Here is a 26,759-nt window from a genome sequence, read left to right on the forward strand (position 1 = left end):
ACCCTCGAACACACGAGAGCGCACAGGGAAGGTACGGGGCAGAGATGGCCACACCCATCACGGCAAGCGCCTTCATCACGGCCCTTGAGAAGGAGGGCGTCACGGTCGAGGAGGTCCGCGACTGGCGGAACCACAACCGCAACCACAAGGGCCCGTGGAGCCCGGTGCACGGCATCATGATCCACCACACCGTGACCAGCGGCGCCAAGGAGACGGTCGACCTCGTCTACGACGGACGTTCCGATCTGCCCGGTCCGCTGGCGCACGGTGTGATCACCAAGGACGGCACCGTCCACCTCGTCGGCCACGGCCGCGCGAACCATGCCGGGCTCGGCGATGACGACGTGCTACGCGCGGTGACAGCCGAGGACGAACTGCCCGGACCCAACCAGATGAACACGGACGGGAACCGGTACTTCTACGGCTTCGAATGCGAGAACCTCGGCGACGGCGACGACCCGTGGCCCGAGGAGCAGCTCGACGCCATCGAACGTGCCGCAGCCGCGCTGTGCAGGCATCACGGCTGGAACGAGGGCTCGGTGATCGGGCATCTGGAGTGGACGGACCAGAAGTCCGATCCGCGCGGCTTCACGATGGACGCGATGCGCAAGCGGATCGCCGCCCGCCTGAAGTGAGCCGCACACCGGGAGCCGCCCGTACACCGGCAGGGATCCGTACACCGGGAGCCGTCCGTACGCCGGGAGCGAGAGGAGCCTGAAGCGACTGCGGGGAGGGACGCCGGGACGCCGCAGCGCGCCGGCACGCGCGAGAATGCAGGAGTGAGCAGCAGGATCAGCGGCGTTCCCGCCCCTCCCCCGCGCCCCTCGGCCCCGGACGCCGACGCGGTGCTCGCGGCGGTCGACCCGCCGCCGCGGCTCCCCTCACCGCTCCAGGAGGTGCGGGACGAGCGCTTCGTACGGCGGGGCATACGGCTGCTGCTCAAGCGCGACGATCTGATACACCCAGCCGTTCCAGGCAATAAATGGCGAAAACTCGCCCCTAACCTGAGGGCCGCTCTCGAAGGCGGCCACACCGCCCTGCTGACGTTCGGGGGCGCCTACTCCAACCATCTGCGCGCGACCGCCGCCGCGGGACGGATGCTCGGACTCACCACCGTCGGCGTCGTACGAGGCGACGAACTGGCGGCCCGCCCGCTCAATCCCTCACTGGCGCGCTGCGCCGCCGACGGCATGCGGCTGCACTTCGTCTCCCGCTCCGACTACCGGCGCCGCCAAGACCCGGACTACGCACGGCAGTTGCTCCGGGAGGCCGCGGACCGCGAAGAGCAAGGCCGGACAGAGCCCACCGCGGAAGCCGCGCGGTCGCCGCAACTGCCGCGCGAGGCCTTCCGAATACCCGAGGGCGGCAGCAACGCCCTTGCCGTACAGGGGTGTTGCGCCCTCGGAGCGGAACTTCGCGGACGCACCGACGTGGCGGCCGTCGCCTGCGGCACGGGCGGCACCCTCGCCGGACTGGCCGCGGGCCTCGGCGAAGGGCAGCGCGCCCTCGGCGTCCCGGTCCTGCGCGGCGGCTTCCTCGCCGCCGAAGTGCGTGACCTGCAACGGGCGGCCTTCGGCGGCGTCCGCGGCGAATGGCGGCTGGACGAGCGGTTCCACTTCGGCGGCTACGCGCGCACCACCGCCGAACTGGAGGACTTCGCCGCCGACTTCGCGACCCGGCACGGCCTGCCCCCGCTCGAACCGCTCTACGTCGCCAAGCTGCTGTTCGCGCTCACCGCCCTCGCCGAGGAGGGCGCCTTCGCACCGGGCAGCACCGTCACCGCCGTTGTCACAGGGCCGCGTTAGCGTGGACGCATGATCAGAGCCGCGTCGCCCGAGGACGTACCGGCGATCCACGCGATGATCCGCGAACTCGCGGAGTACGAACGGTCGCTGGAGCACGCGAAGGCCACCGAGCGGCAGCTGCACGACGCGTTGTTCGGCGAGCACCCCGCGGTCTTCGCGTTGATCGCCGAGGAGGACACGGAGAGTGACCCCGTCGGTTTCGCTCTGTGGTTCCTCAATTTCTCCACTTGGACCGGCACTCACGGTGTGTATCTGGAGGACTTGTACGTACGGCCGGCGGCCCGCGGCTCCGGGCACGGGAGGCAACTGCTTTCAGCCCTTGCCGGAATCTGTGTCGAGCGGGGTTATGAACGCTTCGAGTGGTGGGTATTGGACTGGAACGACCCCTCAATCGGTTTCTACAGATCGCTTGGCGCCGAACCGATGGAGGAGTGGACGGTCTTCCGCATGTCCGGTGCACCACTGAGGAAGCTGGCAAACGGCAACGCAGCGTAATCACTTCGGATTCGGGACTCCCGACCCCTAGCCACAGACAGTGCCCATATGTTTACTATGGGTGACGCTCAAGTGATGGGGCGCCGTGGGGCCGTCGTAGATCCGTGCGGGCGACATCAGCTCGCGGATCGCGATAGCGTCGCAGGCGAAACATCGATGGCGTCAGTCCGCCGGTTCTCCCTGGAGGGGATCCACGGACCGGGCGGCGGACCGACGCACTCGTACAGACAACGAGCCGAACCGGCTTGTGCCACCTTGGAGGTGAGGGTGTCCCAGATCGCAGGTGAGCCCGTGGGGCAGGACGGGCAGGACTTCGTGGAGGTCCGGCTGCCCGCGGCGGGTGCCTATCTGTCGGTGTTGCGGACGGCCACTGCCGGACTCGCGGCCCGCTTGGACTTCACCCTTGACGAGATCGAGGATCTGCGGATCGCCGTCGACGAGGCCTGCGCGATCCTTCTCCAGCAGGCGCTGCCGAGTTCGGTGCTCAGCTGCGTCTTCCGGCTCGTCGGCGATTCCCTCAGGGTCACCGTCTCGGCACCCACCACCGACGGCAGGGCGCCGGAGCGCGACACCTTCGCATGGACGGTGCTCTCCGCCCTGGCCGGCGAGGTGGACTCGGCGGTGTCCGAAGACCGTACGGTCAGCATCAGCCTGCACAAGAAGCGCGGTGCGGGCCCCGGAGCGCCGTGACCGACCACGAGGCACGGGAGCATTGGGCAGGCCGCGTCGGTGCGGCGGCCGACCCAGTCGTGCCTGAGCAGGCCAGGCCGCACCCCGCCGACCCCAGCAGTCAGCGACCGGAGCAGGCAGAGCGGGCGGACGCGATGGACATGCAGCAGCAGGAGACGCACGGACACGGCACCGCGCACGGGCTCGAGCACGGGACCGGCGAGCGCGGCGCGCGTACGGCACGGGCTGCGCAGTTCGCGCACTTCGATCCGCACGACCGCAGCGGAGCACGGGCCATGTTCATCGCGCTGCGCGGCCTTCCCGACGGTTCGCCCGAGCGTGCCGAACTCCGCAATCACCTGGTGCGGATGCACCTGCCGCTGGTCGAGCACCTGGCCCGCCGCTTCCGCAACCGCGGCGAGCCGCTGGACGACCTCACCCAGGTCGCGACGATCGGCCTCATCAAGTCCGTCGACCGCTTCGACCCCGAGCGCGGCGTTGAGTTCTCCACGTACGCCACTCCCACCGTGGTCGGCGAGATCAAGCGGCACTTCCGCGACAAGGGCTGGGCCGTGCGCGTCCCGCGCCGCCTTCAGGAGCTGCGCCTGTCCCTGACGTCCGCGACCGCCGAGCTGTCCCAACTGCACGGCAGGGCACCGACGGTGCACGAGCTGGCGCAGCGGCTGTCGATCTCGGAGGAGGAGGTGCTGGAGGGCCTGGAGTCCGCCAACGCCTACAGCACTCTCTCCCTCGACGTGCCCGACACGGACGACGAGTCGCCCGCCGTCGCGGACACCCTCGGCGCGGAGGACGACGCGCTCGAAGGCGTCGAGTACCGCGAATCGCTCAAGCCGCTCCTGGAGGAACTCCCGCCCCGCGAGAAGAAGATCCTCCTGCTGCGCTTCTTCGGGAACATGACCCAGTCGCAGATCGCGCAGGAGGTCGGCATCTCGCAGATGCACGTATCGCGCCTGCTGGCACGGACGTTGGCGCAGCTGCGCGACAGGCTTCTCGTCGAGGAGTGATCCGCCGCCGGCACAGTGGACCCACCGCACGCGCCGCCCGTCTCCTTCCCGGGGCCGGGCGGCGCGCGCGTGCCGGGGAAAGGACCCGGACGGGACAGCAGAGACGGGACAGCAGTCAGGCGGCTATGCGTCGCGCGGCCCGATCCCCAGCGCCTCGGTCGCCGTCGGATTGACGAGGCAGGCGAGCACCGCCACACCCGTGAGCCCGATGACGATGCCCGCGGCCGTCCACACACCGCCGTTCTGCGCCATCTGATAGCCGCTCGGCAGCGCGATCAACTGCACGATCATCGACGGGCCGCGGCTCCAGCGCCTGCGCAGCCACAGCCCCCGCGCGGCGGCCAACGGCAGTACGGACAGGGCCAGTACGGTCACCGCCAGCGTGACCGCCTGCATCATCCCGTCGGGCTTGTCCGTCGCCAGCTTCACCAGGGACACGACACCGAAGGCGGCGACGACCAGTCCTTCGAGAGCGGTCAGCGAAGCGGCGGCCGTGATCCGCCGTGGACGGCCGGGGGAGGCTGGGGTCTCGTTCGGTGTGGGCACGGTGAAGAGCGTAGTCCCACGCCCGCCGACCTCTCCAACCCCGGCTGACCACGGCCTCCCGATGGGTACGCTGCCCCTCATGCGCGCACTCCTCGTCGTCAATCCGGTAGCGACCACTACCAGCCAGCGGACCCGTGAGGTGATCACTCACGCGCTCGCAAGCGATCTCAAACTGGACGTGGCGACGACCGAATCGCGCGGCCACGCCCGGGAGCTGGCCCGGCTGGCCGCGCAGAACGGCGAGACCGAGCTGGTGATCGCACTCGGCGGCGACGGCACCGTCAACGAGATCGTCAACGGTCTGCTGCACGAGGGCCCCGACCCCGAGCGACTCCCCCGCGTCGCAGTGGTGCCCGGCGGCTCCACCAACGTCTTCGCCCGCGCGCTCGGTCTGCCGAACCACGCGGTCGAAGCCACGGGCGCGCTGCTCGACGCCATCGAGCACGGCCGCGAGCGGACGATCGGACTCGGCCTGGCATCGGGGGTGCCGGACACCGACGACGCGGGCGTGCAGCCGCGCTGGTTCACGTTCTGCGCCGGCTTCGGCTTCGACGCGGGCGTGGTCGGCCGCGTCGAACAGAAGCGGGAGCTCGGCAAGCGTTCAACTCATGCGCTGTACGTACGGCAGGTGTTGAAGCAGTTCGCGAAGGAACAGCACCGCAGAGGCGGGACGATCACGCTGGAACGGGAGGGCGAGGAGCCGGTACGCGAACTCGTGGCGTCGATAGTCTGCAACACCTCGCCGTGGACCTACCTGGGCAACCGTCCCGTATACGCGGCGCCCCATGCGTCCTTCGACACCGCCCTCGACGTGCTGGGACTCTCACGCCTGACACCGCTCGCGATGAGCCTGTACGGCACCCAGCTCCTCACTTCCAGCCCGGAGCGCGGACCTCGGGGTAAACACGCGGTAACCCTGCACGACGTAAGCGACTTCACCTTGCATTCGCAGGTGCCGCTGCCGTTTCAGTTGGACGGTGACCACCTGGGAGTGCGGAACAGCGTGAACTTCACAGGCGTACGCCGTGCACTGCGTGTGATTGCTTAAGTCGAACGCCCAAAAGTCCTTCCAGTCGAACGTTTAGACCAGGGTCCACCCCCTGGAAGTACGACTGTGAGTGATGCGACACCAAGGAATCAAAAAAAACTTAGCGGAAGGGGTTGTATCCGCCGCCGAGGTTTGCGAGTCTCTTCATGGCGATCGGGCGGCCCCTCACGGCGGCCCCCTAGGCGCCCGAATCCTCTCTCTCATTCCACTGGGACCCGCATCACAGTCGATCGGCACCCCTTCCCTTGCGAGAGGATTCGTGAAAGCGTTCACATTCACAAGCCAAAGCAACTCACGAGGAGAGGTAGCAGCCATGGACTGGCGTCACCACGCCGTTTGCCGCGAGGAAGACCCCGAGCTGTTCTTCCCCATCGGCAACACTGGTCCTGCGCTGCTGCAGATCGAGGAAGCGAAGGCCGTCTGCCGTCGCTGCCCCGTCATGGAGCAGTGCCTGCAGTGGGCCCTGGAGTCCGGTCAGGACTCCGGTGTCTGGGGGGGCCTCAGCGAGGACGAGCGCCGCGCCATGAAGCGCCGCGCCGCTCGCAACCGGGCGCGGAACAACGCCGCGACCGCCTGAGACTGACGCCCACACCCGGCCACCCGCTGCATCCCGAGCCGCAGCGCGCAGTGCCACGAAGCGCACCGCGTTCATACAGACTTGGAGCCCCGGTCCCACAAGGACCGGGGCTCCAAGTCTGTGCGCATGCCTCAGCGTTCGCGCTTCTCGACCGAGACCGGAAGGTCGAAGACCACGCGCGTGCCGCGTCCCGGCGCGGGCAGCATGTCGAACTCGCCGCCCAACTCCCCTTCCACGAGCGTCCGTACGATCTGGAGACCCAGGTTGCCCGCGTGCTTCGGGTCGAAGTCCTCGGGCAGGCCCCGTCCGTCGTCCTGGACGGTGACCAGCAGCCGGCCGGGCTCCTTCGCCTTGCCCGCGTCCTTGGCCTTGCCTGCCGTGCGCACCGCGCCGACCTCGATGGTGCCCTGCTCGCCCGGGCCGAAGCCGTGCTCCAGGGCGTTCTGGAGGACTTCCGTCAGCACCATGGACAGCGGTGTGGCGACCTCCGCCTCCAGCACCCCGAAGTGGCCCGTGCGATGGCCGTTGACGCGGCCGGGTGAGATCTCGGCCACCATCGCCAGCACGCGGTCGGCGATCTCGTCGAACTCGACGCTCTCGTCGAGGGTCTGGGAGAGCGTCTCGTGCACGATGGCGATCGAACCGACCCTCCGCACGGCCTCGTTGAGCGCGTCGCGCCCCCTGTCGGAGTCCATCCTGCGGGCCTGGAGGCGCAGCAGCGCGGCGACCGTCTGGAGGTTGTTCTTCACCCGGTGGTGGATCTCGCGGATCGTCGCGTCCTTGGTCATCAACTCCCGCTCGCGCCGCCGTACTTCGGTGATGTCACGGAGCAGGATGAGCGAACCGATGCGCGTGCCCTTGGGTTCGAGAGGGATGGCGCGCAGCTGTACGACGCAGTCGTTGGCCTCGACCTCCGCTCCGCGCGGCGCCCATCCGCTGGCGAGCTTGACCAGCGCCTCGTCCACCGGCGCGCGCGAGGGCGCGAGTTCGGCGGTGACCTGGCCGAGGTGGAGGCCCACGATCTCGGTGGCCAGGCCGAGCCGGTGGTACGCAGAAAGGGCGTTGGGACTGGCGTACTGGACCACGCCGTCGGAGTCGAGGCGGATCAGGCCGTCCCCGACACGGGGAAGGTGGTCGATGTCGAGCTGCTGTCCCAGGAACGGGAAGGAGCCGGCGGCGATCATCTGCGCGAGATCGGACGCGCTCTGGAGATAGGTGAGTTCGAGCCTGCTGGGGGTGCGGACGGTCAGCAGGTTGGTGTTGCGCGCGATGACGCCGAGGACGCGGCCCTCCCTGCACACGGGGATCGACTCGACCCGTACCGGCACCTCTTCACGCCACTCCGGGTCGCCCTCGCGCACGATCCTGCCCTCGTCGAGCGCGGCGTCCAGAAGGGGGCGCCGGCCGCGCGGCACGAGGTGGCCCACCATGTCGTCCTGGTGGGACGTGGGCCCGGTGTTCGGCCGCATCTGCGCCACGGAGACATAGCGCGTGCCGTCCCGGGTGGGGACCCACAGCACGAGATCCGCGAAGGACAGGTCCGAGAGGAGCTGCCACTCGGAGATCAGCAGATGGAGCCACTCCAGATCGGTGTCGGAGAGGGCCGTGTGCTGGCGTACGAGGTCGTTCATCGAGGGCACACCGGCGAGCCTACCGGCGGGCGGTGCCGGGTGGCCGGGGCGGATTCCGCGGGGCCGTGGACGGACCGTGGCGGGGCACGACGGAATCCGTAGCGAAAGACCGCCGGAATTCGTCTCGTCGTGATGAAAAACAGCAGTGGCATGGACAGACTTGGTGGTCTAGTCCACAATGAACCCGTAGTAACAACGGCTTCTGTTCTCCCCGCACAGGAGAGCAGAGAGAGGCCCGCGCGTCGTCTGCCCTGATTGCGCCGGGTCTCCGGCATCGGGCTGCGGTGCCGGGCGGGTTGAGGGTCCCGCCCTGGCGCCGTGGCCCGGCGTGTGTCACGGGACGGGTCTCAGTGGACGCCGCGGATCACGCTCGGTCGGCGCGAGTCGGGTGCCGTCGCGGTCTCAGCGGGTCTGCATCACCGGGTCTCCGTCAGCGGGTCTCCGTCACCTTGGCCAATGCGCGCGGGGCGTCCGGGTCCTGGCCGCGGGCGATCGTGACCTCGTACGCGAGCATCTGGAGCGGGATGATCTCCAGGATCGGCTGGAGCTCTTCCGGGAGACCCTCCGTGGGCAGCGCGAACCCCGCTGACGCCCGGTCGACCTCCTCGCGGCTGCCGATGACCACCAGGTCCGCCCCGCGGTCGCGCAGGCGGCCGAGGACGGGCTGGAGCGCCTCGCCGCCCTTGCCGTCGGTGACGACGGCGATCACCGGCGAGATGTTGTCGACCATGGCGAGCGGGCCGTGCAGCAGGTCGGCCCCCGAGTAGGACAGCGCGGGGATGTAGCTGGTCTCCATCAGCTTCAGCGCCGCCTCCTTAGCCGTCGGATAGCCGTATCCGCGGGAGGTGAGCACCATCCGCTCGGCGAACCGGTAGCGGCCCGCCAGCGCCTTGATCTCCGCCTGGCAGTCGAGCACCGACTGCGCCAGCTCCGGCAGCAGTTCCGCCTTCCCGGCGCCCTGGCCGCCGCGCATGCCGTCCACGAAGAGGTAGAGGGCGAGGAGTTCCGCCGTGTACGTCTTCGTCGCCGGCAGGGCCTTCTCGGCGCCGGCCAGCACGTCGATGTGGTACTCGCTGACCTCCGCGAGCGGCGACGCGGAGTTGTTCGTCACCGCCAGCGTGAGCGCGCCCGCCTCCCGCGCGGCCCTCGTGGAGGCGACCAGGTCCGGTGAGCCTCCCGACTGGCTGACGGTGACGACGAGGCAGTCGGTGAGGTCCGGCCTCGCGCCGTAGGCGGTGGTCGTGGACATCGACGTCAGGCCGCACGGCTTGCCCAGCAGGATCTCCAGCAGATACTTCGCGTAGAGCGCCGCGTTGTCGGACGTGCCGCGTGCCGTCAGCAGCACGAAGCGGGGGCTGCGGGCCGCCACCTCCTCGGCGATCTCACGGATCCGCGGCGCCCCCTCTTCGAGGATGCGGCGCAGCACTGCCGGCTGCTCGGCCATCTCGCCGGCCATGACGCGGCCCGGCGCGCTGCCGGGCCGGTCCGCCGACGGAGACTGCTCGGGGGTCGATGCCGACGTGGCGGACATGCTGGCTGCCTCCAGTTGAGATGTCGGTGGTGCGGGGCGGGTTGCGCGCCGTCAGTCGTCAGCTATCAGTCGTCAATCGTCAGCGGTCGTCAGTCGCCGGCGGTCTCGCCGGCGATGACCTCCGCGGCGGCCCTTCCGCACACGCGGGCGGCGCCGTGGGTGGCGATGTGCAGTGCTCCGGCGGGCGGTGCCTGCGGCACTCCCATCTCGACCACGACGGTGTCCGGGCGTGCGGCGAGCAGGCCCTCCAGGGCTGCGGCCATCCACGGGTGACGGTGCACGTCACGTACCACGGCGACGATCCTACGGTCCGACGCATCGGCGAGCACGCTTGCGACCAGCGCCGGCGTACCGGCGGCTCCGGCGTCGGCGCTTCCCGCTCCGTACGTACCGGCTGACGTGCCCGGCAGCAGCAGTGCGAGTTCGGCGGCGACGCCCCAGGGGGTCTCGCCGCCGACGGCGATGTTCGCGGCCGGGGAGAAGGAGGCGACGAACGGGGGCTCCGTGAGCGGCCGGTGGGGATGCGCGCCGGCCGCGGCACCGCCGGCGCCTCCGGCCGGGGCCGCGTCCGGGACGGTGACGCTCAGGGCACGGCGGGCGGCTGCGAGGCCCACGTCCGCGGCGCCTCTCTGGCCGCCGCCGCCCCGGGAACCGCGCGCGCCCGCGCCCGCCGCCCCGGCGGCGCCCCCGGCGGTGGCGGTCCAGCGCGCGAGGGTCCGTACGCGCGCCGCGGCGTCCGCTAGGCGCTGCTCCGTCAACTCGCCCTCGCGCACGGCCCGTACGAGCGCGTCGCGCAGCCGCACCACCGTCTCCTCGTCCGCCAGCCCGCCGCCGACGCACAGCGCGTCGGCCCCCGCGGCGATGGCGAGGACGCTGCCCCGCTCCAGGCCGTAGGTGCCGGAGATGGCCTGCATCTCCATGCCGTCGGTGACGATCAGGCCGGTGTGGCCGAGGCCGCCGTCCTCGCGTGACGCGCGTAGCAGACCCATCAGCGCGGCCGGGCTGAGCGTGCCGGGCAGCGTCTCGTCGAGGGCGGGCAGCAGGATGTGGGCGCTCATCACGCCCTTGGCACCGGCGTCGATCGCGGCCTGGAACGGGACGAGTTCGCGTTCGCGCAGCGTGCCCATGTCCGCGTCGATGCGAGGCAGGGCGTGGTGGGAGTCGACGGCGGTGTCGCCGTGTCCGGGGAAGTGCTTCACGCAGGCCGCGACGCCCGCCGCCTGGAGCCCTTCCACATAGGCGACGGTGTGCCGGGCGACCAGTCCCGGCTCGTCGCCGAAGGAACGGACGCCGATGACCGGGTTGTCGGGGTTGGAGTTGACGTCAGCCGACGGCGCCCAGTTGAGGTTCACTCCGCATTCGGCGAGCCGGCGGCCGAGTTCGTTCGCCACGTCCCGGGTGAGGGCGGTGTCGTCGACATGGCCGAGGGCGAGGTTCCCGGGGAAGGAGGAGCCCGTGCGGGCCTCCAGGCGGGTCACGTCGCCGCCCTCCTCGTCGATGGCGACCAGCACCTCGGGCCGGACCTCGCGCAGCTGGGCGGTGAGCGCGGCGAGCTGCTCCGGCGATTCGATGTTGCGCCCGAACAGGCCCACGGATGCGAGGCCTTCGCCGAGCTGCCGCAGCAGCCATTCCGGGGCGCTGGTGCCGGTGAAGCCGGGCTGGAGCACGGTGAGGGCGTCACGGGTGAGGCTCTCGGTGCCGGTTGCGAGCGTGGTCATGTGGCGCATTGTCCCTTCACTGAAGGCCCTTTGCCGGGAGATCGGTCGCGGGCTCGTACTGAGGCTCGTGCTGCCGTTTCTGCTTCGCCCTCCGCTCGTCGTGTGCCCTGCCTGGTCGGTCGTACGGCCGGTCTCACGGCCGCTCCGCCGGTGCGCGGTGCGCGGTGCGCCGCTCTGCCCGCGTCTCCCCCGCTTCCGGCCGTACGGCTATCCCTTCACCGCGCCGGCCGTGAGTCCGCTGACGGCCTTGCGCTGCAAGTAGAGGAAGAGCAGGAGGATCGGCAGCGCGAAGAGCGACGCTGCCGCCATGGTGGCGCCCCAGTCGTCGCCGAACGCCGTCTGGAATCCCGACAGCCACAGCGGAAGGGTCTGTGCCCCGGCGTCCTTGTTGAGGATGAGCACCATCGGGAACTCGTTCCAGGCCGTGATGAATCCGAAGAGCGAGGTGGCCATCAGGCCCGGCGCGAGCAGCGGGAAGATCACCCTGCGGAAGGCCTGTACGCGACCGCAGCCGTCCACCATCGCCGACTCCTCAAGCTCCTTCGGTACGGCGGCGACGTAGCCCCGCAGCGTCAGCACGGTCAGCGGCAGCACCATCGCGGTGTAGAAGAGCGTCAGCGGGACGAGGCTGTCGAGCATGTCCGCGTCGCGCACGGTCATGTAGATCGCGATGACCATGACCTCCCAGGGCGCCATCTGCGCGACCATGAAGGTGAGTACGACGCTTCTGCGCCCGCGGAAGCGCATGCGCGCGAGGGCGAAGGCCGCGAAGAGCGCGATGAGCAGCGCGAATCCGACGGCGAGCAGCGTCACGGTGACCGAATTGCGCACCAGCGTGGGGAAGTTGTCTGCCTGGACCGCCGTGGCGAAGTGCTCCAGCGTCGGCCGTGCCGGGAACCACACCGGGGTCTCGCTGACGATGTCCCTGTCCGGCTTGAGCGCCGTGTTGAACATCCAGTACACGGGGAAGACGAAGACCGCGAAGAGCACGAGTGCCGTCGCGTTCGGCCAGACGCCCGCCAGGATCGCCGTAGGTCCGCCGGGCCGCCCCGTGGAGGCCCTCATGGCTTTCGCCGCCTTCACTTCTCGTCCTCCTCTTGGCGCATGGCGATGCGCAGGTAGTACGACATCAGCCCCAGCAGGATCAGGATCGTGAGCACGGAGATCGCCGCGCCCGCGCCGTAGTGCTGATTGCCGACGCCCTCGACGAAGGCGTAGACGGGCAGGGTCTCGGTGAGGCGGTCGGGGCCGCCCTCGTTGACGGCGAAGACCTGCGGGAACGCCTTGAATATCCAGATGACTTCGAGGAACGTCGTCACCAGGAGGAACGGCCGCAGGAAGGGCAGGGTGACCGTGGTGAAGCTCTGCGCGGCGCTCGCACCGTCCAGTGCGGCGGCTTCGTACAGCTCCTTGGGGATGGTCGTCGTCGCGGCATAGAGATTGATCGCGACGAACGGCACCGAGGTCCACACGAGGATCAGCGAGATGACGAAGAACGTGGAGATCTGCCCGCCGGTCCAGTTGAACCTGGCCATCGAGTGGAAGCCGGCCGCGTCGAGCACCCAGTTGACGACTCCGAAGCGCTGCGCGAACAGCCACTGGTAGACGGTCGTTGCGGCGATGGGGGGCATCGCCCAGGCCAGCACGAGGCCCCCGGAGAGCAGCAGCCGCATGCGCGACCCCAGCCGGGCGAGCAGCAGCCCGGTCAGGGTGCCGAAGAGCATGATCAGTACGACGTTGACGGCGGTGAAGACCACCGACCGCAGGGTGACCCGCCAGAAGTCCTCACTGCCCAGCGTGGCGCGGTAGTTGTCCCACCCGGCCCACTCGGTGACGTGCTGGATCAGCTGCGTCATGTTGAGGTTCTGGAAGGACAGCAGCCCGTTCATCACCAGGGGCCAGCCCAGGAGCACGGCGGTGACCACGAGCGCGGGAAGCAGCAGCAGGTACGGGAGCCGGCCGCCCTTACCGCCCGGTCGTACGCCGTCCCGCTGTGCGCCGTACTGCCGCGGCGGGCGCCCGCGCGTGGCAGGGGGCGCGCTCAACGCGGACGGTGGCGCGTCCTCGTGGGTCTGCACTGACATCTCTGCTCCAGCTCGGCTCACGTCTGTCGATCGCTCACGTCTGTCGACCGGCTCGCACCGGTCGAAGAGCCCGGGCCCGGGCTGCCGGTGTGCCGGCAGTCGTGCCGCCCCCTCCGGCAACACGACTGCCTGCACTCCGGCAGCCCGGCGGGGCGTCACTGCTTCTGCGAGAGCCTCTTGTTCATCTCGTCCTCGACGGACGCGGCGGCGGCGGCGTGCGACTTGCCCTTGAGTACGGCGGTCATATAGCGCTTGACCGGGTTGGGCGGGTTCTCCACCGCGGCCCACTGCGGGATCAGCGGTGTCAGCCCGCCGTCCGCGACGGCGGGAGCGGCGGCCTCGGCGGCCGGATTGCCCTCGACCTTCTTCTGGAGGGACGCCTTGTTGGGTATGACGCCGCCCTCCTTCGCGAGTGCGCCCTCGAACTTGTCGGACAGCGCGATCTTGAGGAACTCCTTTGCGAGTTCCTGCTTCTCGCTGCCCGCGGCGACGGCCAGGTTCGAGCCGCCGAGGAACACGCCCTCGGGCTTGCCGGCGCGCTCACCGGGGATCGTGAAGTACCCGATGTCCTTCTCGATCTTCGGGTTGGCCTCGATCGCGGTCGCGGCCTCCCAGCCGAGGCCGATGAAGGCTCCCGTCTTGCCCTTGGCGAAGACCTCGGCCTGCTGCGGGGTCGCCTCGTCCTTGTCCTTGGGCGCCTTGGAGTAGGACGCGTACTTCTCGTAGAGCTTCATCGCGGAGCCGACCTTGGGGTCGGCCAGGTCCGAGACCCACTTGCCGCCCTGCTTCTTGATGAGGTCCGCCTTCTTGCCGACGAGCAGGCCGTCGAAGAAGTACCAGTTCTGGCCGGGGAGATAGAGCGGTTCGGCGTCGGTCTTCTTGTCGATGGCGTCGAGCGCGTCGAAGAACTCGGCGCGTGTCCTGGGGGGCTTGTCGACGCCGGCCTTCGCCCAGATCCGCTTGTTGTAGATGACGGTGCGGTTGACCGCGTACCAGGGCGCCGCGAACTGCTTGCCGCCGTACACGGCCGACCTGTTGACGGACGGGGTCCAGTCCTTGCCGACGCTCTTCTTCAGGTCGCCGAGGTCGGCGAGGCCGCCGGTCTTGGCGTACGCGGGGGTCTGGGTGTTGCCGACCTCGATGACGTCCGGCGGGTCGGGCTCGGAGAGCGCGGTCGTGATCTTCTGCTGGATCCCGTTCCACTGCTGGACTTCGAGCCTCAGCTTGGCGCCGGTCTTCTTCTCGAAGGCCGCCTCGACGTCCTTCTGCCACTTCTTGGGCGTCGAGCCGTCCATGGCCCACAGCGTCAGCGTCTGTCCCTTGAATCCGTCGGCGGAGTCCGCCTCGCCGCCGGGCCCGCAGGCGGCAACTCCCGCCATCAGAGCCGCGATTCCTGTAGCGGCGATGAGTCCTCGTCTCACGGCATCCTCCCCAACGGACTGCATGTGCTGGTCTAATGGTTTAGACCAGTTCGCAAGCTTGGCCTAGACCTATTGGGGTGTCAACGGTGCAGATTCCGAGCCTGGGGTTCCGTTATCGGAACGACATCTGGGCGCGGGAGTCCAGCAGGCCCGACCCCGTGCCACGATGTGAGCCGCGAAGTACAGCCGGAGCGGCGGCCGGAGAACGGAACACCACCGGGTACACCACCGAAGACGCCGTCGCACACGGCGCCGTGACCGGGACCGGGAAGGCGGCGGGCAGCCGCCGCGGACGGACCGGGAGCAAGCCGGTGACGGCAGCGGGACTCGAGCGGGAAGGCAAGCCATGAGCACGGACGGGGGCGCGGTCACAGCCGCGGCAGAGCCGGAGTCGGGAAGCGGCAACGGCGGCGCGCGGACGACGCGCGTGCCCAAGTACTACCGGCTCAAGCGGCACTTGCTGGAGATGACGGAGACGATGCCGCCCGGCACTCCCGTCCCGCCGGAGCGCACTCTCGCGACCGAGTTCGACACCTCGCGTACGACCGTGCGCCAGGCCCTTCAGGAACTCGTCGTCGAGGGACGGCTGGAGCGCATACAGGGCAAGGGCACCTTCGTCGCCAAGCCGAAGGTCTCCCAGGCGCTCCAACTCACCTCGTACACCGAGGACATGCGCGCACAGGGCCTGGAGCCGACCTCCCAGCTGCTGGACATCGGCTACGTCACGGCCGACGACCGCCTCGCCGGCACCCTCGACATCCCCCCCGGAGGACGCGTGCTGCGCATCGAGCGGCTGCGGCTGGCGAGCGGCGAGCCGATGGCGATCGAGACCACGCACCTCTCGCAGCGGCGCTTCCCCGCGCTGCGGCGCAGCCTCGTGAAGTACACCTCGCTCTACACGGCGCTGGCCGAGGTGTACGGCGTCCATCTCGCCGAGGCCGAGGAGACCATCGAGACGTCGCTCGCGACTCCGCGCGAGGCCGGCCTGCTCGGCACTGACGTGGGACTGCCGATGCTGATGCTCTCGCGGCACTCGCTCGACACCGAAGGGGAGCCCGTGGAGTGGGTGCGCTCGGTGTACCGGGGCGACCGCTACAAGTTCGTCGCCAACCTCCAGCGGCCGCGACACGGACGTAACGGCTGAGAGCGGCGGATGCAGGCGGTCAAGGGCCTTATGCCTCATAGGCCGTTGACGGCGCGGATCGGGATTCCCGGACTCTTCGGGACGTAGCACGCATTGCGGGTCGGAATTCGCGAACCGGCGCCAGGAGTCCGGCATTTGGACGGCTCCGGGCCGCGCACCCCGCCGAACGCGCCACAAAAGGTGCCGTTCCGTTATCAGTGCAGGTAGTGACGGATCACGAAAGGCTCGTTTAGATTTCCTGCGCGTCTCGACAGGAAAAACCCGACGGACGGAGCCGTGGCATGCCAGCGCCCCCCGAAACATCCGAGACCGCGTCGCAGTCGCCGTCGCACTCGCCCGTCGTCACGCCGGTACGGGTGGTGGTCGGGCTGTGCCTCTTCATCCCGTTCGTCGCGCTCATGTGGGTCAGCTCCTATTCACGCACCGAACCCACGCTCGCCGGGCTGCCGTTCTTCTACTGGTACCAGATGCTGTGGGTGCTGATCTCGGCAGTGATGACGATGGTCGCCTACAAGCTCGTCAAGCGTGACGAGGCCGCCAGGCGGCGGCCCGGCGGGGACCGGGACACGGGCGGAGACCGGGACGCGAGTGGAGACCGGGACGCGGCCGGAGAGGACGGTGCCCGATGAACGGGATCAACGGTGTGGCGCTCGCCGTCTTCATCTTCTTCTTCCTGCTCGTCACGGCGATGGGCTTCCTGGCGGCGCGCTGGCGCAAGGCGGAGAACGCCGACAGCCTCGACGAATGGGGCCTGGGCGGACGGAGCTTCGGGACCTGGGTCACCTGGTTCCTGCTCGGCGGCGACCTGTACACGGCGTACACCTTCGTGGCGGTGCCGGCGGCGATCTACGCGGCCGGTGCGTCGGGCTTCTTCGCCGTCCCGTACACGATCCTCGTCTACCCGCTGATCTTCACCTTCCTGCCCCGGCTCTGGTCGGTCTCGCACCGGCACGGATACGTGACGACCTCGGACTTCGTGCGCGGGCGCTTCGGCTCGAAGTCGCTGGCGCTGGCGGTCGCCGTGACGGGCATCCTCGCGACGATGCCGTACATCGCGCTCCAGCTGGTCGGGATCCAGTCGGTGCTGGACGTGATGGGCGTCGGCGGCGGCGAGTCGACGCACTGGTTCGTCAAGGACCTGCCGCTGCTGATCGCCTTCGCCGTGCTCGCGGCGTACACCTACTCCTCCGGGCTGCGGGCGCCGGCGCTGATCGCCTTCGTCAAGGACACCCTGATCTACATCGTCATCGCGGTGGCGATCATCTACATCCCCATCAAACTGGGCGGTTTCGACGACATCTTCGCCAAGGCCGGGGACGCCCTCTCGCAGACCAATCCGGCCACGGGCAAGCCGAAGGGCGAGGTGGTCACCAGCTCGCCCAACCAGTGGGCGTACGCGACGCTGGCCTTCGGCTCGGCGCTGGCGCTCTTCATGTATCCGCACTCGGTCACGGCGACCCTCTCCAGCCGCAGCCGCAACGTGATCAGGCGCAACACCACGATCCTGCCGCTGTATTCGCTGATGCTGGGCCTGCTCGCGCTGCTGGGCTTCATGGCGATCGCGGCGGGCATCAAGGTGCAGAACGGGCAGCTGGCGATCCCGCAGCTCTTCGAGAACATGTTCCCGAGCTGGTTCGCGGGCGTCGCCTTCGCGGCCATCGGCATCGGCGCGCTCGTACCGGCGGCCATCATGTCGATCGCCGCCGCGAACCTCTTCACCAGGAACATCTACAAGGACTTCCTCAAGCCGGACGCGACTCCGGAGCAGGAGACCAAGGTCTCCAAGATCACGTCGCTGCTGGTGAAGGTCGGCGCGCTGATCTTCGTTCTCGGCATGGACAAGACCGTCGCGATCAACTTCCAGCTGCTGGGCGGCATCTGGATCCTCCAGACGTTCCCGGCTCTCGTGGGCGGGCTCTTCACTCGCTGGTTCCACCGGTGGGCGCTGCTGGCGGGCTGGGCCGTGGGCATGGTCTACGGGACGGTCACGGCGTACGGCGTCGCGTCGCCGGTGCAGAAGCACTTCGGCGGTTCCAACGACATCGTCCCGGGGCTCGGGGAGATGGGCTACATCGGCCTGACCGCCTTCGTGCTCAACGCGGTCGTCGCCGTGGTGCTCACCTTCGTGCTGCGGGCCGTGAAGGCGCCGGACGGCGTCGACGAGACGCAGGAGTCGGACTACACGGCGGACGCGGGCGACCCGGGCGTACAGGAGGAGCTGCCCTCGCCGACCGGCGCGCACTGACCACCCTCACCACCACGAACACCGCCCGCGCCCCACTGACGGCTCGATTGTCAGTGGGGCGCGGCATGCTCGTTCCATGGACATCACGATCAGACCGGCGCGGGACGAGGAGCTGGACGAAGTCGGCGAGCTGACCGCGCAGGCGTATCTGCTGGACGGGCTCGTGGAGTTCGGCGAGGACGACCCGTATCTGGAGACGCTGCGGGCCGCGCGGCGCCGCGCGCTGCACACGGAGGTGCTGGTCGCCGTCGGCTCCGCGCAGCAGCGGGTGCTGGGCGCGGTCGCGTTCGTCGGCGACGGCGGGGAGTACGCGGACCTGGCGGGCCCGGGAGAGGGCGAGTTCAGGATGCTCGCCGTGCGGTCCGAGGCGCGCGGGCGCGGAGCGGGCGAGGCCCTGGTGCGGGCCTGCGTGGAGCGGGCGCGCGAGCAGGGGCTGATACGCCTTCTGCTGTGCAGCCAGGAGCGGATGACGACGGCACACCGGCTGTATGAGCGGCTGGGCTTCGTCCGCGCGCCCGAGAAGGACTGGGCGCCGTATCCGAACCTGATGCTGCGGGCGTACGCCCTGGAGCTGTGAGGGCAGTCGGGGCCGTGACGGCCGGGGCTGTGAGGGCAGTCGGGGCCGTGGGAGCCGGGGCTGTGAGAGAGGGCCGGGGCGGGGCCGGGCAGGGGCCGCCCCGGGCCGACGCCGGCCTACCCGGGCCCCGACTCGATCCGGGTGCCAACTGACCCGGATCGGGTCGGCACAAGATGTGGGGGCGAGTGGCACTCGCCGCTACTAGATGTATGCTCGTGCTCGCTGCCGCGCAGGGGAATCCGGTGCGAATCCGGAACTGTCCCGCAACGGTGTGCGATGTGCTGCCCTGCTGCCCGTCGTTGACGGGTGCTCCGCAGTCCCGTCGCGAGTCCGAGTGCCTGCCGGCCGTGACGAATGACGTCCGGGTCCCGAGGACTGGGCCGGTGGACGCCGCCAGGTGTGCCGTGTGCGATGCGGCGTGCCTGTGCGCGCCCGCCGTGTGCGGCTCCTCCCCCGGTGACCCGGTTACCTGATCCGAGCGAGGGAGAGCACATCCCGTGACCGTCGCAACCGCAGCCTCAGCCGTGTCCCCACCGGACTCGCCGGCGGCGTCCCCACCGGACTCCGATGCCGGGGCCTCCGCTGCCGGGCCCTCCGCCGGGCCCTCCGCCGGGTCCTCCGCCGCGGTGCCGCCGCCCGCCCAACCGCCCGTCGAGGAGGGTGCGTTGCTGCGCACCCTTACCGAGCTGGCCCAAGGGCTGCCCGGCACGGAGCCCGAGCGGGTCGCCGAAGCGGTGCTCCGCGGACGCCGGCAGGGCGCCGGGGAGGCCGAGTTGCGGTCGCTCGCGGCGGAGGAGGCCGCCGGTCTGATCGGTGAGGAGCCCGGCTACTCCCGGCTCGCCGGCCGGCTGCTCACGCTCGCGATCCGTGACGAGGCACGCGGCGAGGGCGTGACGTCCTTCTCGTCCTCCGTCGCGACCGGGCACCGGGAGGGTCTGATCGCGGACCGCACGGCGGACTTCGTACGCGAGCACGCCGAGCGGTTCGACGCCCTCGTGGAGGAGACGATCGCCGGAGGTGCGGACGACCGCTTCGGCTACTTCGGTCTCCGTACGGTGCATTCGCGCTATCTGCTGCGCCATCCCACGACGCGGCAGGTGATCGAGACGCCGCAGCACTTCCTGCTCCGGGTGGCCTGCGGGCTGGCAGCCGACGAGTCGGGCGAAGCGGCGGACGAGGTCGCGGAGTTGTACGCGCTGACGAGTTCGCTGGCGTATCTGCCCTCCTCCCCCACGCTCTTCAACTCCGGTACGCGGCACGCCCAGATGTCGTCCTGCTATCTCCTCGACTCCCCGGAGGACGAGCTGGACTCGATCTACGAGCGCTACACGCAGGTGGCCCGGCTCTCCAAGCACGCGGGCGGCATCGGCCTGTCCTACTCCCGTGTCCGCGCGCGCGGTTCGCTGATCCGCGGGACGAACGGGCACTCGGGCGGCATCGTGCCGTTCCTGCGCACCCTGGACTCCTCCGTGGCCGCGGTGAACCAGGGCGGCAGGCGCAAGGGCGCCGCGTGCGTCTATCTGGAGACCTGGCACGCGGACATCGAGGAGTTCCTCGAGCTGCGCGACAACACCGGCGAGGAGGCGCGGCGCACCCACAATCTGAATCTCGCGCACTGGATTCCGGACGAGTTCATGCGCCGAGTGGAGGCCGACGCCGACTGGTCACTCTTCTCCCCCGTCGACGTGCCGCAGCTGACCGACCTGTGGGGCGAGGAGTTCGACGCCGCCTACCGCAAGGCCGAGGCGGAGGGCCATGCCGAGCGGCAGGTGCCGGCCCGCCGGCTGTACGCGCGGATGATGCGCACCCTCGCGCAGACGGGGAACGGCTGGATGACCTTCAAGGACACCTCCAACCGCACCGCGAACCAGACCGCCGGGCCGGGCCGCGTCGTGCACTCCTCGAATCTGTGCACCGAGATCCTGGAGGTCACGGACGACTCCGAGACGGCCGTCTGCAATCTCGGATCGGTGAATCTCGCGGCGCACCTGGACGGGACGGCCGGCGCGATGGACTGGGAGCGCCTGGACGCCACGGTCCGTACGGCCGTGACGTTCCTGGACCGCGTCGTCGACATCAACTTCTATCCGACGGAGCAGGCACAGCGCTCCAACTCACGCTGGCGTCCCGTCGGTCTGGGCGTGATGGGCCTCCAGGACGTCTTCTTCCGTCTCGGTCTGCCCTTCGACTCGGCGGCGGCGCGGGAGCTGTCCACCCGTATCGCGGAGCGGATCATGCTCGCCGCGTACGAGACCAGCGCGGACCTCGCCGAGCGGCACGGGCCGCCGCCCGCCTGGGAGGAGACCCGTACGGCGCGCGGCGTGCTGCACCCCGACCACTATCCGCAGGCCGCTCAGGCGTGGCCGGAGCGCTGGTCGGCGCTGCGTGAGCGCGTCGGCCGTACGGGGATGCGCAACTCGCTGCTCCTGGCCGTCGCGCCCACCGCCACGATCGCGGCCATCGCGGGCGTCTACGAGTGCATCGAGCCGCAGGTCTCGAACCTCTTCAAGCGGGAGACCCTCAGCGGCGAGTTCCTCCAGGTGAACGCCTATCTGGTCGCGGAGTTGAAGCGGCTGGGGCTGTGGGACGAGCGCACCCGCGAGGAGCTGCGCGAGGCGAACGGCTCGGTGCAGGACATCGAGCGGATCCCGGCGGAGACGCGCGCGCTGTTCCGTACGGCGTGGGAGCTGCCGCAGCGTTCGCTGATCGACATGGCGGCGGACCGCACTCCGTATCTCGACCAGAGCCAGTCGCTGAACCTGTTCATGGCCGCGCCGACGATCGGCAAGCTCAGCTCGATGTACGCCTACGCGTGGAAGAGCGGCATCAAGACCACGTACTACCTGCGTTCGCGGCCGGCGACGCGGATCGCGCGCGCCGCGGGCGGCGGCACGACCGCAGAAGCGGCGCCGGGCGAAGTGACGCCGGGCGGAGTCACATCGGGCGAAGTGACGTCCGCCGGGGCGGCTTCGGGTGCCGCGGCGCCCGAAGCCGCCGGCGAAGCAGCCGCCTGCTCCCTGGAGAACCCCGAGTCCTGCGAGGCATGCCAGTAATGACGAGCGCCAAGACCACCGAGACCACCGAAGTCACAAGGACCGCCGCGGCCACGGGCGACACCGGGACCGTCGCCGGGACCTCCGGGGGCAGGACCGCCGCCCCCGCCGGGAACCTGCTCGACCCCGGCTTCGAGCTGACGCTCCGCCCCATGCGCTATCCCGGCTTCTACGACCGCTACCGGGACGCCATCAAGAACACCTGGACCGTCGAGGAGGTCGATCTCCACTCCGACATCGCCGACCTCGCCAAGCTCTCCCCCGGCGAGCAGCACATGATCGGCCGCCTCGTCGCCTTCTTCGCGACGGGCGACTCGATCGTGGCGAACAATCTCGTGCTCTCGCTCTACAAGCACATCAACTCCCCGGAGGCGCGCCTGTATCTCTCCAGGCAGCTCTTCGAGGAGGCGGTGCACGTCCAGTTCTATCTGACGCTGCTGGACACGTATCTGCCCGACGTGGACGAGCGAGCTGAGGCCTTCGCGGCCGTCGAGAACATCCCGTCCATCAGGGAGAAGGCACAGTTCTGCTTCCGCTGGATGGCGGCGCTGGAGGAGGGCGAGGAGAGGATCGAGCGGCTGGAGAGCCGGTCGGACAGGCGGCGCTTCCTGCTCAACCTCATCTGCTTCGCGGCCTGCATCGAGGGGCTCTTCTTCTACGGCGCGTTCGCGTACGTCTACTGGTTCCGCTCGCGCGGGCTGCTGCACGGGCTGGCCACCGGCACCAACTGGGTGTTCCGCGACGAGTCGATGCACATGTCCTTCGCCTTCGACGTCGTGGACACCGTCCGCGAGGAGGAGCCCGAACTCTTCGACGAGGAGCTGGAGTCGGAGGTGACCCGGATGCTGGAAGAGGCCGTCGAGGCGGAGCTCCAGTTCGCCCGCGACCTGTGCGGCGAAGGGCTGCCGGGGATGAACACGGAGTCGATGGAGCAGTATCTGCGCGCCGTCGCCGACCAGCGGCTCGTCCGGCTGGGGTTCCCCGCCCGCTACGGCGCCCGTAATCCCTTCTCGTTCATGGAGTTGCAGAACGTGCAGGAGCTGACGAACTTCTTCGAGCGCCGGGCCTCGGCCTATCAGGTGGCCGTGGAGGGCTCGGTCGCCTTCGACGACGAATTCTGAACACGGCTGACGTCCGACGTGATGTGCGGCTGCCGCCGTACGCCCGTACAGGCTCGGGCGGTTGAGGAGTGCGGAGTGCGGCGGCACGCGGAAGGGGGGCACCACGAGGGGGCACGGCAAGGGGGCCGCGCTGCCGGCGCGGCCCCCTCCGTACTGCTGACTTCGTGCCGCTGACTGGGCCCCGTCTGCCGTCAGCCGGCGGCGGTCAGCCCTTGCCGCCGCTCAGGCAGCCCCCGCAGTTGTGGAAGGTGACGTCCCAGTGGTTGCCCTCGTCGAAGTAGACGTTCCCCGACCCGGACTGCCACTTGTTCCCACCGATGGAGGTGAAGGTGTTCTTGACGTAGCTGGTCAGGCAGCTGGTCATGTGGAAGTCGAGCTTGTAGCCGTTCCAGTGGCTGTACGTGCCGCTCGCGTGGCCCGTCTCGGTGCCGCCGGTGACCGTGAGGTCGCACTTGCTGGCGCCCTTGAGCGTGACGGCGCCGTCGATGGTCGCCGAGTTGACCTGGTCCAGCGAGGTGCAGCTGGAGTTGTTGCGGTCGGAGCAGCCGCCGCTGGAGGTGATGCCGATCCCGGCGTCGCTCAGCTTCTTCGCAGCCGCGGCGTGGCTCATCTTCGCGAGCGGAGCCGCGTCCTTGGCCTTGGCGGGCGCCTCGGCCGTCGCCTCCGCCACGTAGGCGGTGGAGAAGATCGCGAGCGCCATCGCCGAAGCGCCGACGGCCGCCCGTACAGCGATCTTTCTGTTCATGGGGGGTTGGTCCCTTCCTGGAATCGAGCGGTGCTGATCAGAAGTGGTGCCGGGTCAGTTGGTGACGCCGCAGTCGGGCGCGTCCCAGTACTTGCTGGAGCGGTGGTCCACGTGCGTGTGGTCGTCGTGGCCGGGGAAGCCCGGCCCGAGGATGCCGTGGAACCCGCGGTTGCGCGCCTCCTTGGCCATCTCGCACAGCGAGTGGGATCCGGCGCCGAGGTCGGCCGCGTCACCGAAGAGGTGACGGCTCGAAGCGGCGCCGCCCACCTGGTCGTTGCACGCCTTGGAGCGGAAGCCGCTGGTGACGCGGAGCGGCTTGTCACCCATGGCGTGCCGCATGGCCTCCAGCTTCCACATGGTGCGCAGCGCGTTGGACTTGGCCTCGGCGGCGCTGACCGCCCCGCCGCTCCAGTCGGAGTTGCAGTTGTTCAGCTCGCCGAACGCGAAGTGTGCGGGCGAGCAGTCGTCGTCCTGCAACTCGTAGATCTTGTTGTACGTGGCGGAGTCGCCCTTGCCGGTCTCGCTCAGCCCGTACGCCTTCTGGAAGCGGGCGACCGCCGCCTTGGTGGCCGGGCCGAACTCGCCGTCGACGGCGATGACTTCACCGCTCGCGGGGTATCCCGAGACACGGATCTGGAGCTGCTTCACGTCGTCCCCGGAGGCGCCCTCGGCGAGGTCGTGGCTCCAGGTGAAGCATCCGTCCTTGGGGGCTGCGGGGCCGGCGGTCGCCACTGCGGCCGTGCCCACCAGGACTGCTGCCGCGACCATGACAAGGGCCAGTACGGCTCTGACCGCACGTCGGGGCATGGTGCCTCCATGTCTTGTGGGGCGTGCACCAGAGCTTGTCGGGACAAAGGGAACGCGTCAACAACTGCCGGAAACTGCCAATGGACGAGGCCAATGGGCGGGGCGGCCGCACGACTTGCGGCTCCGGCACGCGGAGGCGCAGGCCGGAGCCGTAGGGGCAGCGCACGGCAGCGGTCGGCACGCTGGGCGCCCGTCCGCGGTCATGCGTCACGCGTCATGTCTGTCAGGCGCAGGCGGCCGTCATGCGTTACGGATGTCATGCGGTACGCCGTCGCCCCTGCGTGCTCCGTGGATCCACGCCTCGCCCAGTGCACCGGCGCACGTACGGCACCGGAGGCCGGACGCCAAGCGGCAGGCGGCAGGCGGCAGGCGGCAGGCGACGGGAGACGGCGCCGGAGGGCGAGCGGGCGGGGCCGAAGTCCCCGCTCGGGCTCAGTCGTTGGGCACGCCGTCGTTGGGCACGGTCTCGTACCGCGGTGTGCCCTCGGCCATCTGCCGGAGGGCGCTCTTCCGCTCCCGCTTCGAGAGCCGGTCGATGTAGAGGTAGCCGTACAGGTGGTCCGTCTCGTGCTGGAGGCAGCGCGCGAAGTAGCCGGTGCCCTCGATCGCTACGGGATTGCCCTCGGCGTCCTGGCCGCGCACCACCGCGTAGTCGGGGCGCGCGAGAGCCTCGTAGGCGCCGGGGACCGACAGGCAGCCCTCGTTGGAGTCGTCCAAGCTGCGGCGGGCGGCGGGAAGTTCGTCCAGCACCGGGTTGCAGACGGCTCCGACGTGGCGGACGCCCTCGTCGTCCATGCAGTCGTAGACGAAGACCTTCAGATCGACGCCGATCTGGTTCGCTGCGAGGCCGACGCCCTCCGCGGCACGCTGGCTGGCGAACATGTCGTCGACGAGCGAGGCCAGTTCACCGTCGAAGGAGGTGACGTCCTGGCACTCCTTGTGCAGCACCGGGTTCCCGACGACGGTGATCGGGCGGGCCGTGCCGCGCTCACGGTGGGCGTTCTCACGCGCCTCGCAGTCCCTGGTGTCGTCCACGAAGCCGGAACCGGCGGTGCCGGTCACACCCGCCACGGACTCCCCGCTGATCTCCTGCTGCTGTCGCGCCATCCCGCCGTTTGCCTTCCTCGCCACGTGAACCTTCGCCCCACAGCGTAGCCGGAGGTGCGCCGCCCTCGCCCCGTAGCACCAGGCCCGGCATCGAGTCCGGCAACATCAGGTCCGGCATCGCACGGTGCGCAGCCGCCTCGTCGACCGGCCCGGCGGACCGGACCCCGGCGCGCTTCGGCCGACTTCGGCAGGCCCCGGCCGACTTCGGCATGCCCCGGCCGACTTCAGGCCCCGGCCGACTTCAACAGGCCCCGGCGGATCTCACCAGGTCCCGCTGGATCTCAGCGGAGCCGCGCTCAGCAGACCTCTTCCAGGTCGCGCCACTCCCGGGTGTCCGGGCTGTCGGCGACCCAGCTGTCCAGCAGCCCTCGTACGAGACCGCCCGGTGCGGCCAGCCCGCACTCGCGCTCGGGCGCCCAGAGTTCCCCGGGCCCGCCCGGAGTCATGTGGCCCAGCGGTCCGGGATGCCCCGGCGAGCTGTGGTCGTGCGGATCGACGTGCACCGAACCGTCGCCCTCGTCGGCGGGCATCCGGCTCTCCGAGCACGTACGGCACAGCAGCCGCACCGACGAAGACCAGTCCTCCGCGGCGAACCCGGCGTCCGCCGCCAGCCGTTCCAGCGCGTCGCGGTCCGTCTCGGTGGCCGCCTGCAACAGCACCACCCATGTCGGTACGGGAGAGGGCGCCCACAACTCGATCTCGTCGAAGACCGGATAGGACGGGCCGCCCGCCGTGGTGCGCTCGCCGTGCGGCACACCGTCGTGGAGCACCACTTCGCCCCAGCGCCGCCCCGAGGACGGCAGCGGGATGCTCTGCACCTCGACCCGCGCCGGATCGATTCGCCGCCCCCATACGACCTCGGCCTCGCCCTCCGGGGAGAGCCGCACGGCCGCGCTGCCCAGCTGCATGCCGGACGGTTCGGCGACCGCCGCGGACTGTGACTGCCCGGGCACGCGCAATCCGTACGCCTGCCAGGCCCGCCGGGCCAGCGGCCAGTCCTGAAGGGCGGTGGCGGCGATGCCGACGTTCCACCAGTCGGGAGCGCCGGTCTGCCGCTCCAGCAGCGCCACGGCCCGCAGTCCCGCCGTACGTGCCTGCTCCCAGTCGTGCCGGAACTTGTGCAGCAGCGCGAGGTTGAACCAGGACTCCGAAAGCCACGGTTCGAGGTCGGCGGCCTGCGTGAGCAGTTCGTCCGCGTCCTCGTAGCGCCCGTCCCCGATGAGCGCGAAGGCACGGTCCGTCGCCTGCCGCCACGAGGCGGAGGGACGGTGCCTCACCCTGCCGAAGATCCTCACGATGTTCCCGCCTGATTCCCGCCTGTCGACCGGCTGCTGTGGCGCTCGCCCCTGCTTCCGGCGCCCTCCCGGCGCTCCTCGTACGACTGCTGTGAGCAGGGCGTGCGCACTGCTC

General features: G+C 69.9%; 24 protein-coding genes and 1 riboswitch. Of the genes, 13 read left to right on the forward strand and 11 right to left on the reverse strand.

The genetic code is table 11. The features are described 5' to 3' along the window. The first annotated feature begins 44 nt into the window (after nucleotides 1-44). The 5 genes from HCC61_RS04775 (at nucleotide 45) to HCC61_RS04795 (ending at nucleotide 3,994) form a co-directional block, all read left to right on the forward strand. Entirely contained in the window at nucleotides 45-635 is a 591-nt protein-coding gene (locus tag HCC61_RS04775) for a peptidoglycan recognition family protein (RefSeq protein WP_169134012.1), read from the forward strand. 210 nt (nucleotides 636-845) lie between these two features. Next, complete coding sequence (locus HCC61_RS04780) at nucleotides 846-1,805, forward strand: pyridoxal-phosphate dependent enzyme (protein WP_169134506.1); 960 nt, start codon at nucleotides 846-848, stop codon at nucleotides 1,803-1,805. Nucleotides 1,806-1,814: 9 nt separating this feature from the next. Continuing rightward, complete coding sequence (locus HCC61_RS04785) at nucleotides 1,815-2,300, forward strand: GNAT family N-acetyltransferase (RefSeq protein ID WP_169134013.1); 486 nt, start codon at nucleotides 1,815-1,817, stop codon at nucleotides 2,298-2,300. 267 nt (nucleotides 2,301-2,567) lie between these two features. After that, a complete protein-coding gene (locus HCC61_RS04790) occupies nucleotides 2,568-2,990 on the forward strand; it encodes an anti-sigma regulatory factor (RefSeq protein ID WP_169134014.1) in 423 nt (140 codons plus the stop codon). After that, complete coding sequence (locus tag HCC61_RS04795; RefSeq protein ID WP_206322117.1) at nucleotides 2,879-3,994, forward strand: RNA polymerase sigma factor SigF; 1,116 nt, start codon at nucleotides 2,879-2,881, stop codon at nucleotides 3,992-3,994. Before HCC61_RS04790 ends, HCC61_RS04795 begins: the two co-directional genes overlap by 112 nt. 123 nt (nucleotides 3,995-4,117) lie before the next feature. Here HCC61_RS04795 and HCC61_RS04800 read toward each other — a convergent pair whose 3' ends face one another. Next, nucleotides 4,118-4,540, reverse strand: a complete 423-nt coding sequence (locus HCC61_RS04800) for a hypothetical protein (protein ID WP_169134016.1) — start codon at nucleotides 4,538-4,540, stop codon at nucleotides 4,118-4,120. 79 nt (nucleotides 4,541-4,619) lie between these two features. Between HCC61_RS04800 and HCC61_RS04805 the strand changes: the two genes are divergently transcribed. Together HCC61_RS04805 and HCC61_RS04810 are read left to right on the forward strand one after the other, a co-directional pair. Further along, complete coding sequence (locus HCC61_RS04805) at nucleotides 4,620-5,588, forward strand: diacylglycerol kinase family protein (RefSeq protein ID WP_169134017.1); 969 nt, start codon at nucleotides 4,620-4,622, stop codon at nucleotides 5,586-5,588. A 313-nt stretch (nucleotides 5,589-5,901) separates the two neighbouring features. Beyond that, nucleotides 5,902-6,165, forward strand: a complete 264-nt coding sequence (locus HCC61_RS04810) for a WhiB family transcriptional regulator (RefSeq protein WP_016469673.1) — start codon at nucleotides 5,902-5,904, stop codon at nucleotides 6,163-6,165. Between the two features lie 131 nt (nucleotides 6,166-6,296). Here the strand turns inward: HCC61_RS04810 and HCC61_RS04815 are convergent, their stop codons facing one another. From HCC61_RS04815 to HCC61_RS04840, 6 genes are all read right to left on the reverse strand, one after another. Continuing rightward, entirely contained in the window at nucleotides 6,297-7,796 is a 1,500-nt protein-coding gene (locus HCC61_RS04815; protein WP_169134507.1) for a PAS domain-containing sensor histidine kinase, read from the reverse strand. 430 nt (nucleotides 7,797-8,226) lie between these two features. Then, on the reverse strand, nucleotides 8,227-9,252 hold the full coding sequence (locus HCC61_RS04820) for an SIS domain-containing protein (RefSeq protein ID WP_240968580.1): 1,026 nt from the start codon (nucleotides 9,250-9,252) through the stop codon (nucleotides 8,227-8,229). Nucleotides 9,253-9,416: 164 nt separating this feature from the next. Then, entirely contained in the window at nucleotides 9,417-11,045 is a 1,629-nt protein-coding gene (locus HCC61_RS04825) for a glycoside hydrolase family 3 protein (RefSeq protein ID WP_169134019.1), read from the reverse strand. Between the two features lie 207 nt (nucleotides 11,046-11,252). Then, a complete protein-coding gene (locus HCC61_RS04830; protein ID WP_169134508.1) occupies nucleotides 11,253-12,110 on the reverse strand; it encodes a carbohydrate ABC transporter permease in 858 nt (285 codons plus the stop codon). 14 nt (nucleotides 12,111-12,124) lie between these two features. Beyond that, nucleotides 12,125-13,129 carry a sugar ABC transporter permease gene (locus HCC61_RS04835; RefSeq protein ID WP_169134020.1) on the reverse strand — a complete coding sequence of 335 codons (1,005 nt, stop codon included), beginning with the start codon at nucleotides 13,127-13,129 and terminating at the stop codon, nucleotides 12,125-12,127. A gap of 155 nt (nucleotides 13,130-13,284) precedes the next feature. After that, nucleotides 13,285-14,550 carry an extracellular solute-binding protein gene (locus HCC61_RS04840; protein WP_169134021.1) on the reverse strand — a complete coding sequence of 422 codons (1,266 nt, stop codon included), beginning with the start codon at nucleotides 14,548-14,550 and terminating at the stop codon, nucleotides 13,285-13,287. A gap of 346 nt (nucleotides 14,551-14,896) precedes the next feature. Here HCC61_RS04840 and HCC61_RS04845 point away from each other — a divergent pair, with 346 nt between their 5' ends. From HCC61_RS04845 to HCC61_RS04870, 6 genes are all read left to right on the forward strand, one after another. Beyond that, the gene (locus HCC61_RS04845) at nucleotides 14,897-15,694 is read left to right on the forward strand and encodes a GntR family transcriptional regulator (protein WP_169134022.1); all 798 of its coding nucleotides are present in this window, start codon (nucleotides 14,897-14,899) and stop codon (nucleotides 15,692-15,694) included. A 281-nt stretch (nucleotides 15,695-15,975) separates the two neighbouring features. Continuing rightward, a complete protein-coding gene (locus tag HCC61_RS04850) occupies nucleotides 15,976-16,323 on the forward strand; it encodes a DUF3311 domain-containing protein (protein WP_169134023.1) in 348 nt (115 codons plus the stop codon). Then, nucleotides 16,320-17,939 (forward strand): sodium:solute symporter, encoded by a 1,620-nt coding sequence (locus tag HCC61_RS04855; RefSeq protein ID WP_169134024.1) that lies wholly within the window; start codon nucleotides 16,320-16,322, stop codon nucleotides 17,937-17,939. The genes HCC61_RS04850 and HCC61_RS04855 overlap by 4 nt, the downstream gene beginning before the upstream one ends. 76 nt (nucleotides 17,940-18,015) lie before the next feature. Further along, nucleotides 18,016-18,516: a GNAT family N-acetyltransferase gene (locus HCC61_RS04860; protein ID WP_169134025.1), complete on the forward strand. Its 501-nt coding sequence runs from the start codon at nucleotides 18,016-18,018 to the stop codon at nucleotides 18,514-18,516. A gap of 196 nt (nucleotides 18,517-18,712) precedes the next feature. Next, a riboswitch (cobalamin riboswitch) is annotated at nucleotides 18,713-18,877 on the forward strand. Nucleotides 18,878-19,142: 265 nt separating this feature from the next. Beyond that, nucleotides 19,143-21,569 (forward strand): ribonucleoside-diphosphate reductase subunit alpha, encoded by a 2,427-nt coding sequence (locus tag HCC61_RS04865; RefSeq protein ID WP_346777072.1) that lies wholly within the window; start codon nucleotides 19,143-19,145, stop codon nucleotides 21,567-21,569. 152 nt (nucleotides 21,570-21,721) lie between these two features. Next, complete coding sequence (locus HCC61_RS04870) at nucleotides 21,722-22,690, forward strand: ribonucleotide-diphosphate reductase subunit beta (protein WP_240968583.1); 969 nt, start codon at nucleotides 21,722-21,724, stop codon at nucleotides 22,688-22,690. 205 nt (nucleotides 22,691-22,895) lie between these two features. On the opposite strand, the gene HCC61_RS04875 is transcribed toward HCC61_RS04870, so the two are convergent. From HCC61_RS04875 to HCC61_RS04890, 4 genes are all read right to left on the reverse strand, one after another. Next, complete coding sequence (locus HCC61_RS04875; protein WP_169134026.1) at nucleotides 22,896-23,435, reverse strand: hypothetical protein; 540 nt, start codon at nucleotides 23,433-23,435, stop codon at nucleotides 22,896-22,898. Nucleotides 23,436-23,489: 54 nt separating this feature from the next. Then, nucleotides 23,490-24,242 carry a D-Ala-D-Ala carboxypeptidase family metallohydrolase gene (locus HCC61_RS04880; protein ID WP_169134027.1) on the reverse strand — a complete coding sequence of 251 codons (753 nt, stop codon included), beginning with the start codon at nucleotides 24,240-24,242 and terminating at the stop codon, nucleotides 23,490-23,492. Nucleotides 24,243-24,674: 432 nt separating this feature from the next. After that, complete coding sequence (gene def, locus HCC61_RS04885; RefSeq protein WP_169134511.1) at nucleotides 24,675-25,349, reverse strand: peptide deformylase; 675 nt, start codon at nucleotides 25,347-25,349, stop codon at nucleotides 24,675-24,677. 296 nt (nucleotides 25,350-25,645) lie between these two features. Then, entirely contained in the window at nucleotides 25,646-26,644 is a 999-nt protein-coding gene (locus tag HCC61_RS04890; RefSeq protein WP_169134028.1) for a tetratricopeptide repeat protein, read from the reverse strand. Nucleotides 26,645-26,759: the final 115 nt, after the last annotated feature.

The organism is Streptomyces sp. HNM0575 (assembly GCF_012726265.1).
In the GTDB taxonomy this organism is placed as follows: domain Bacteria; phylum Actinomycetota; class Actinomycetes; order Streptomycetales; family Streptomycetaceae; genus Streptomyces.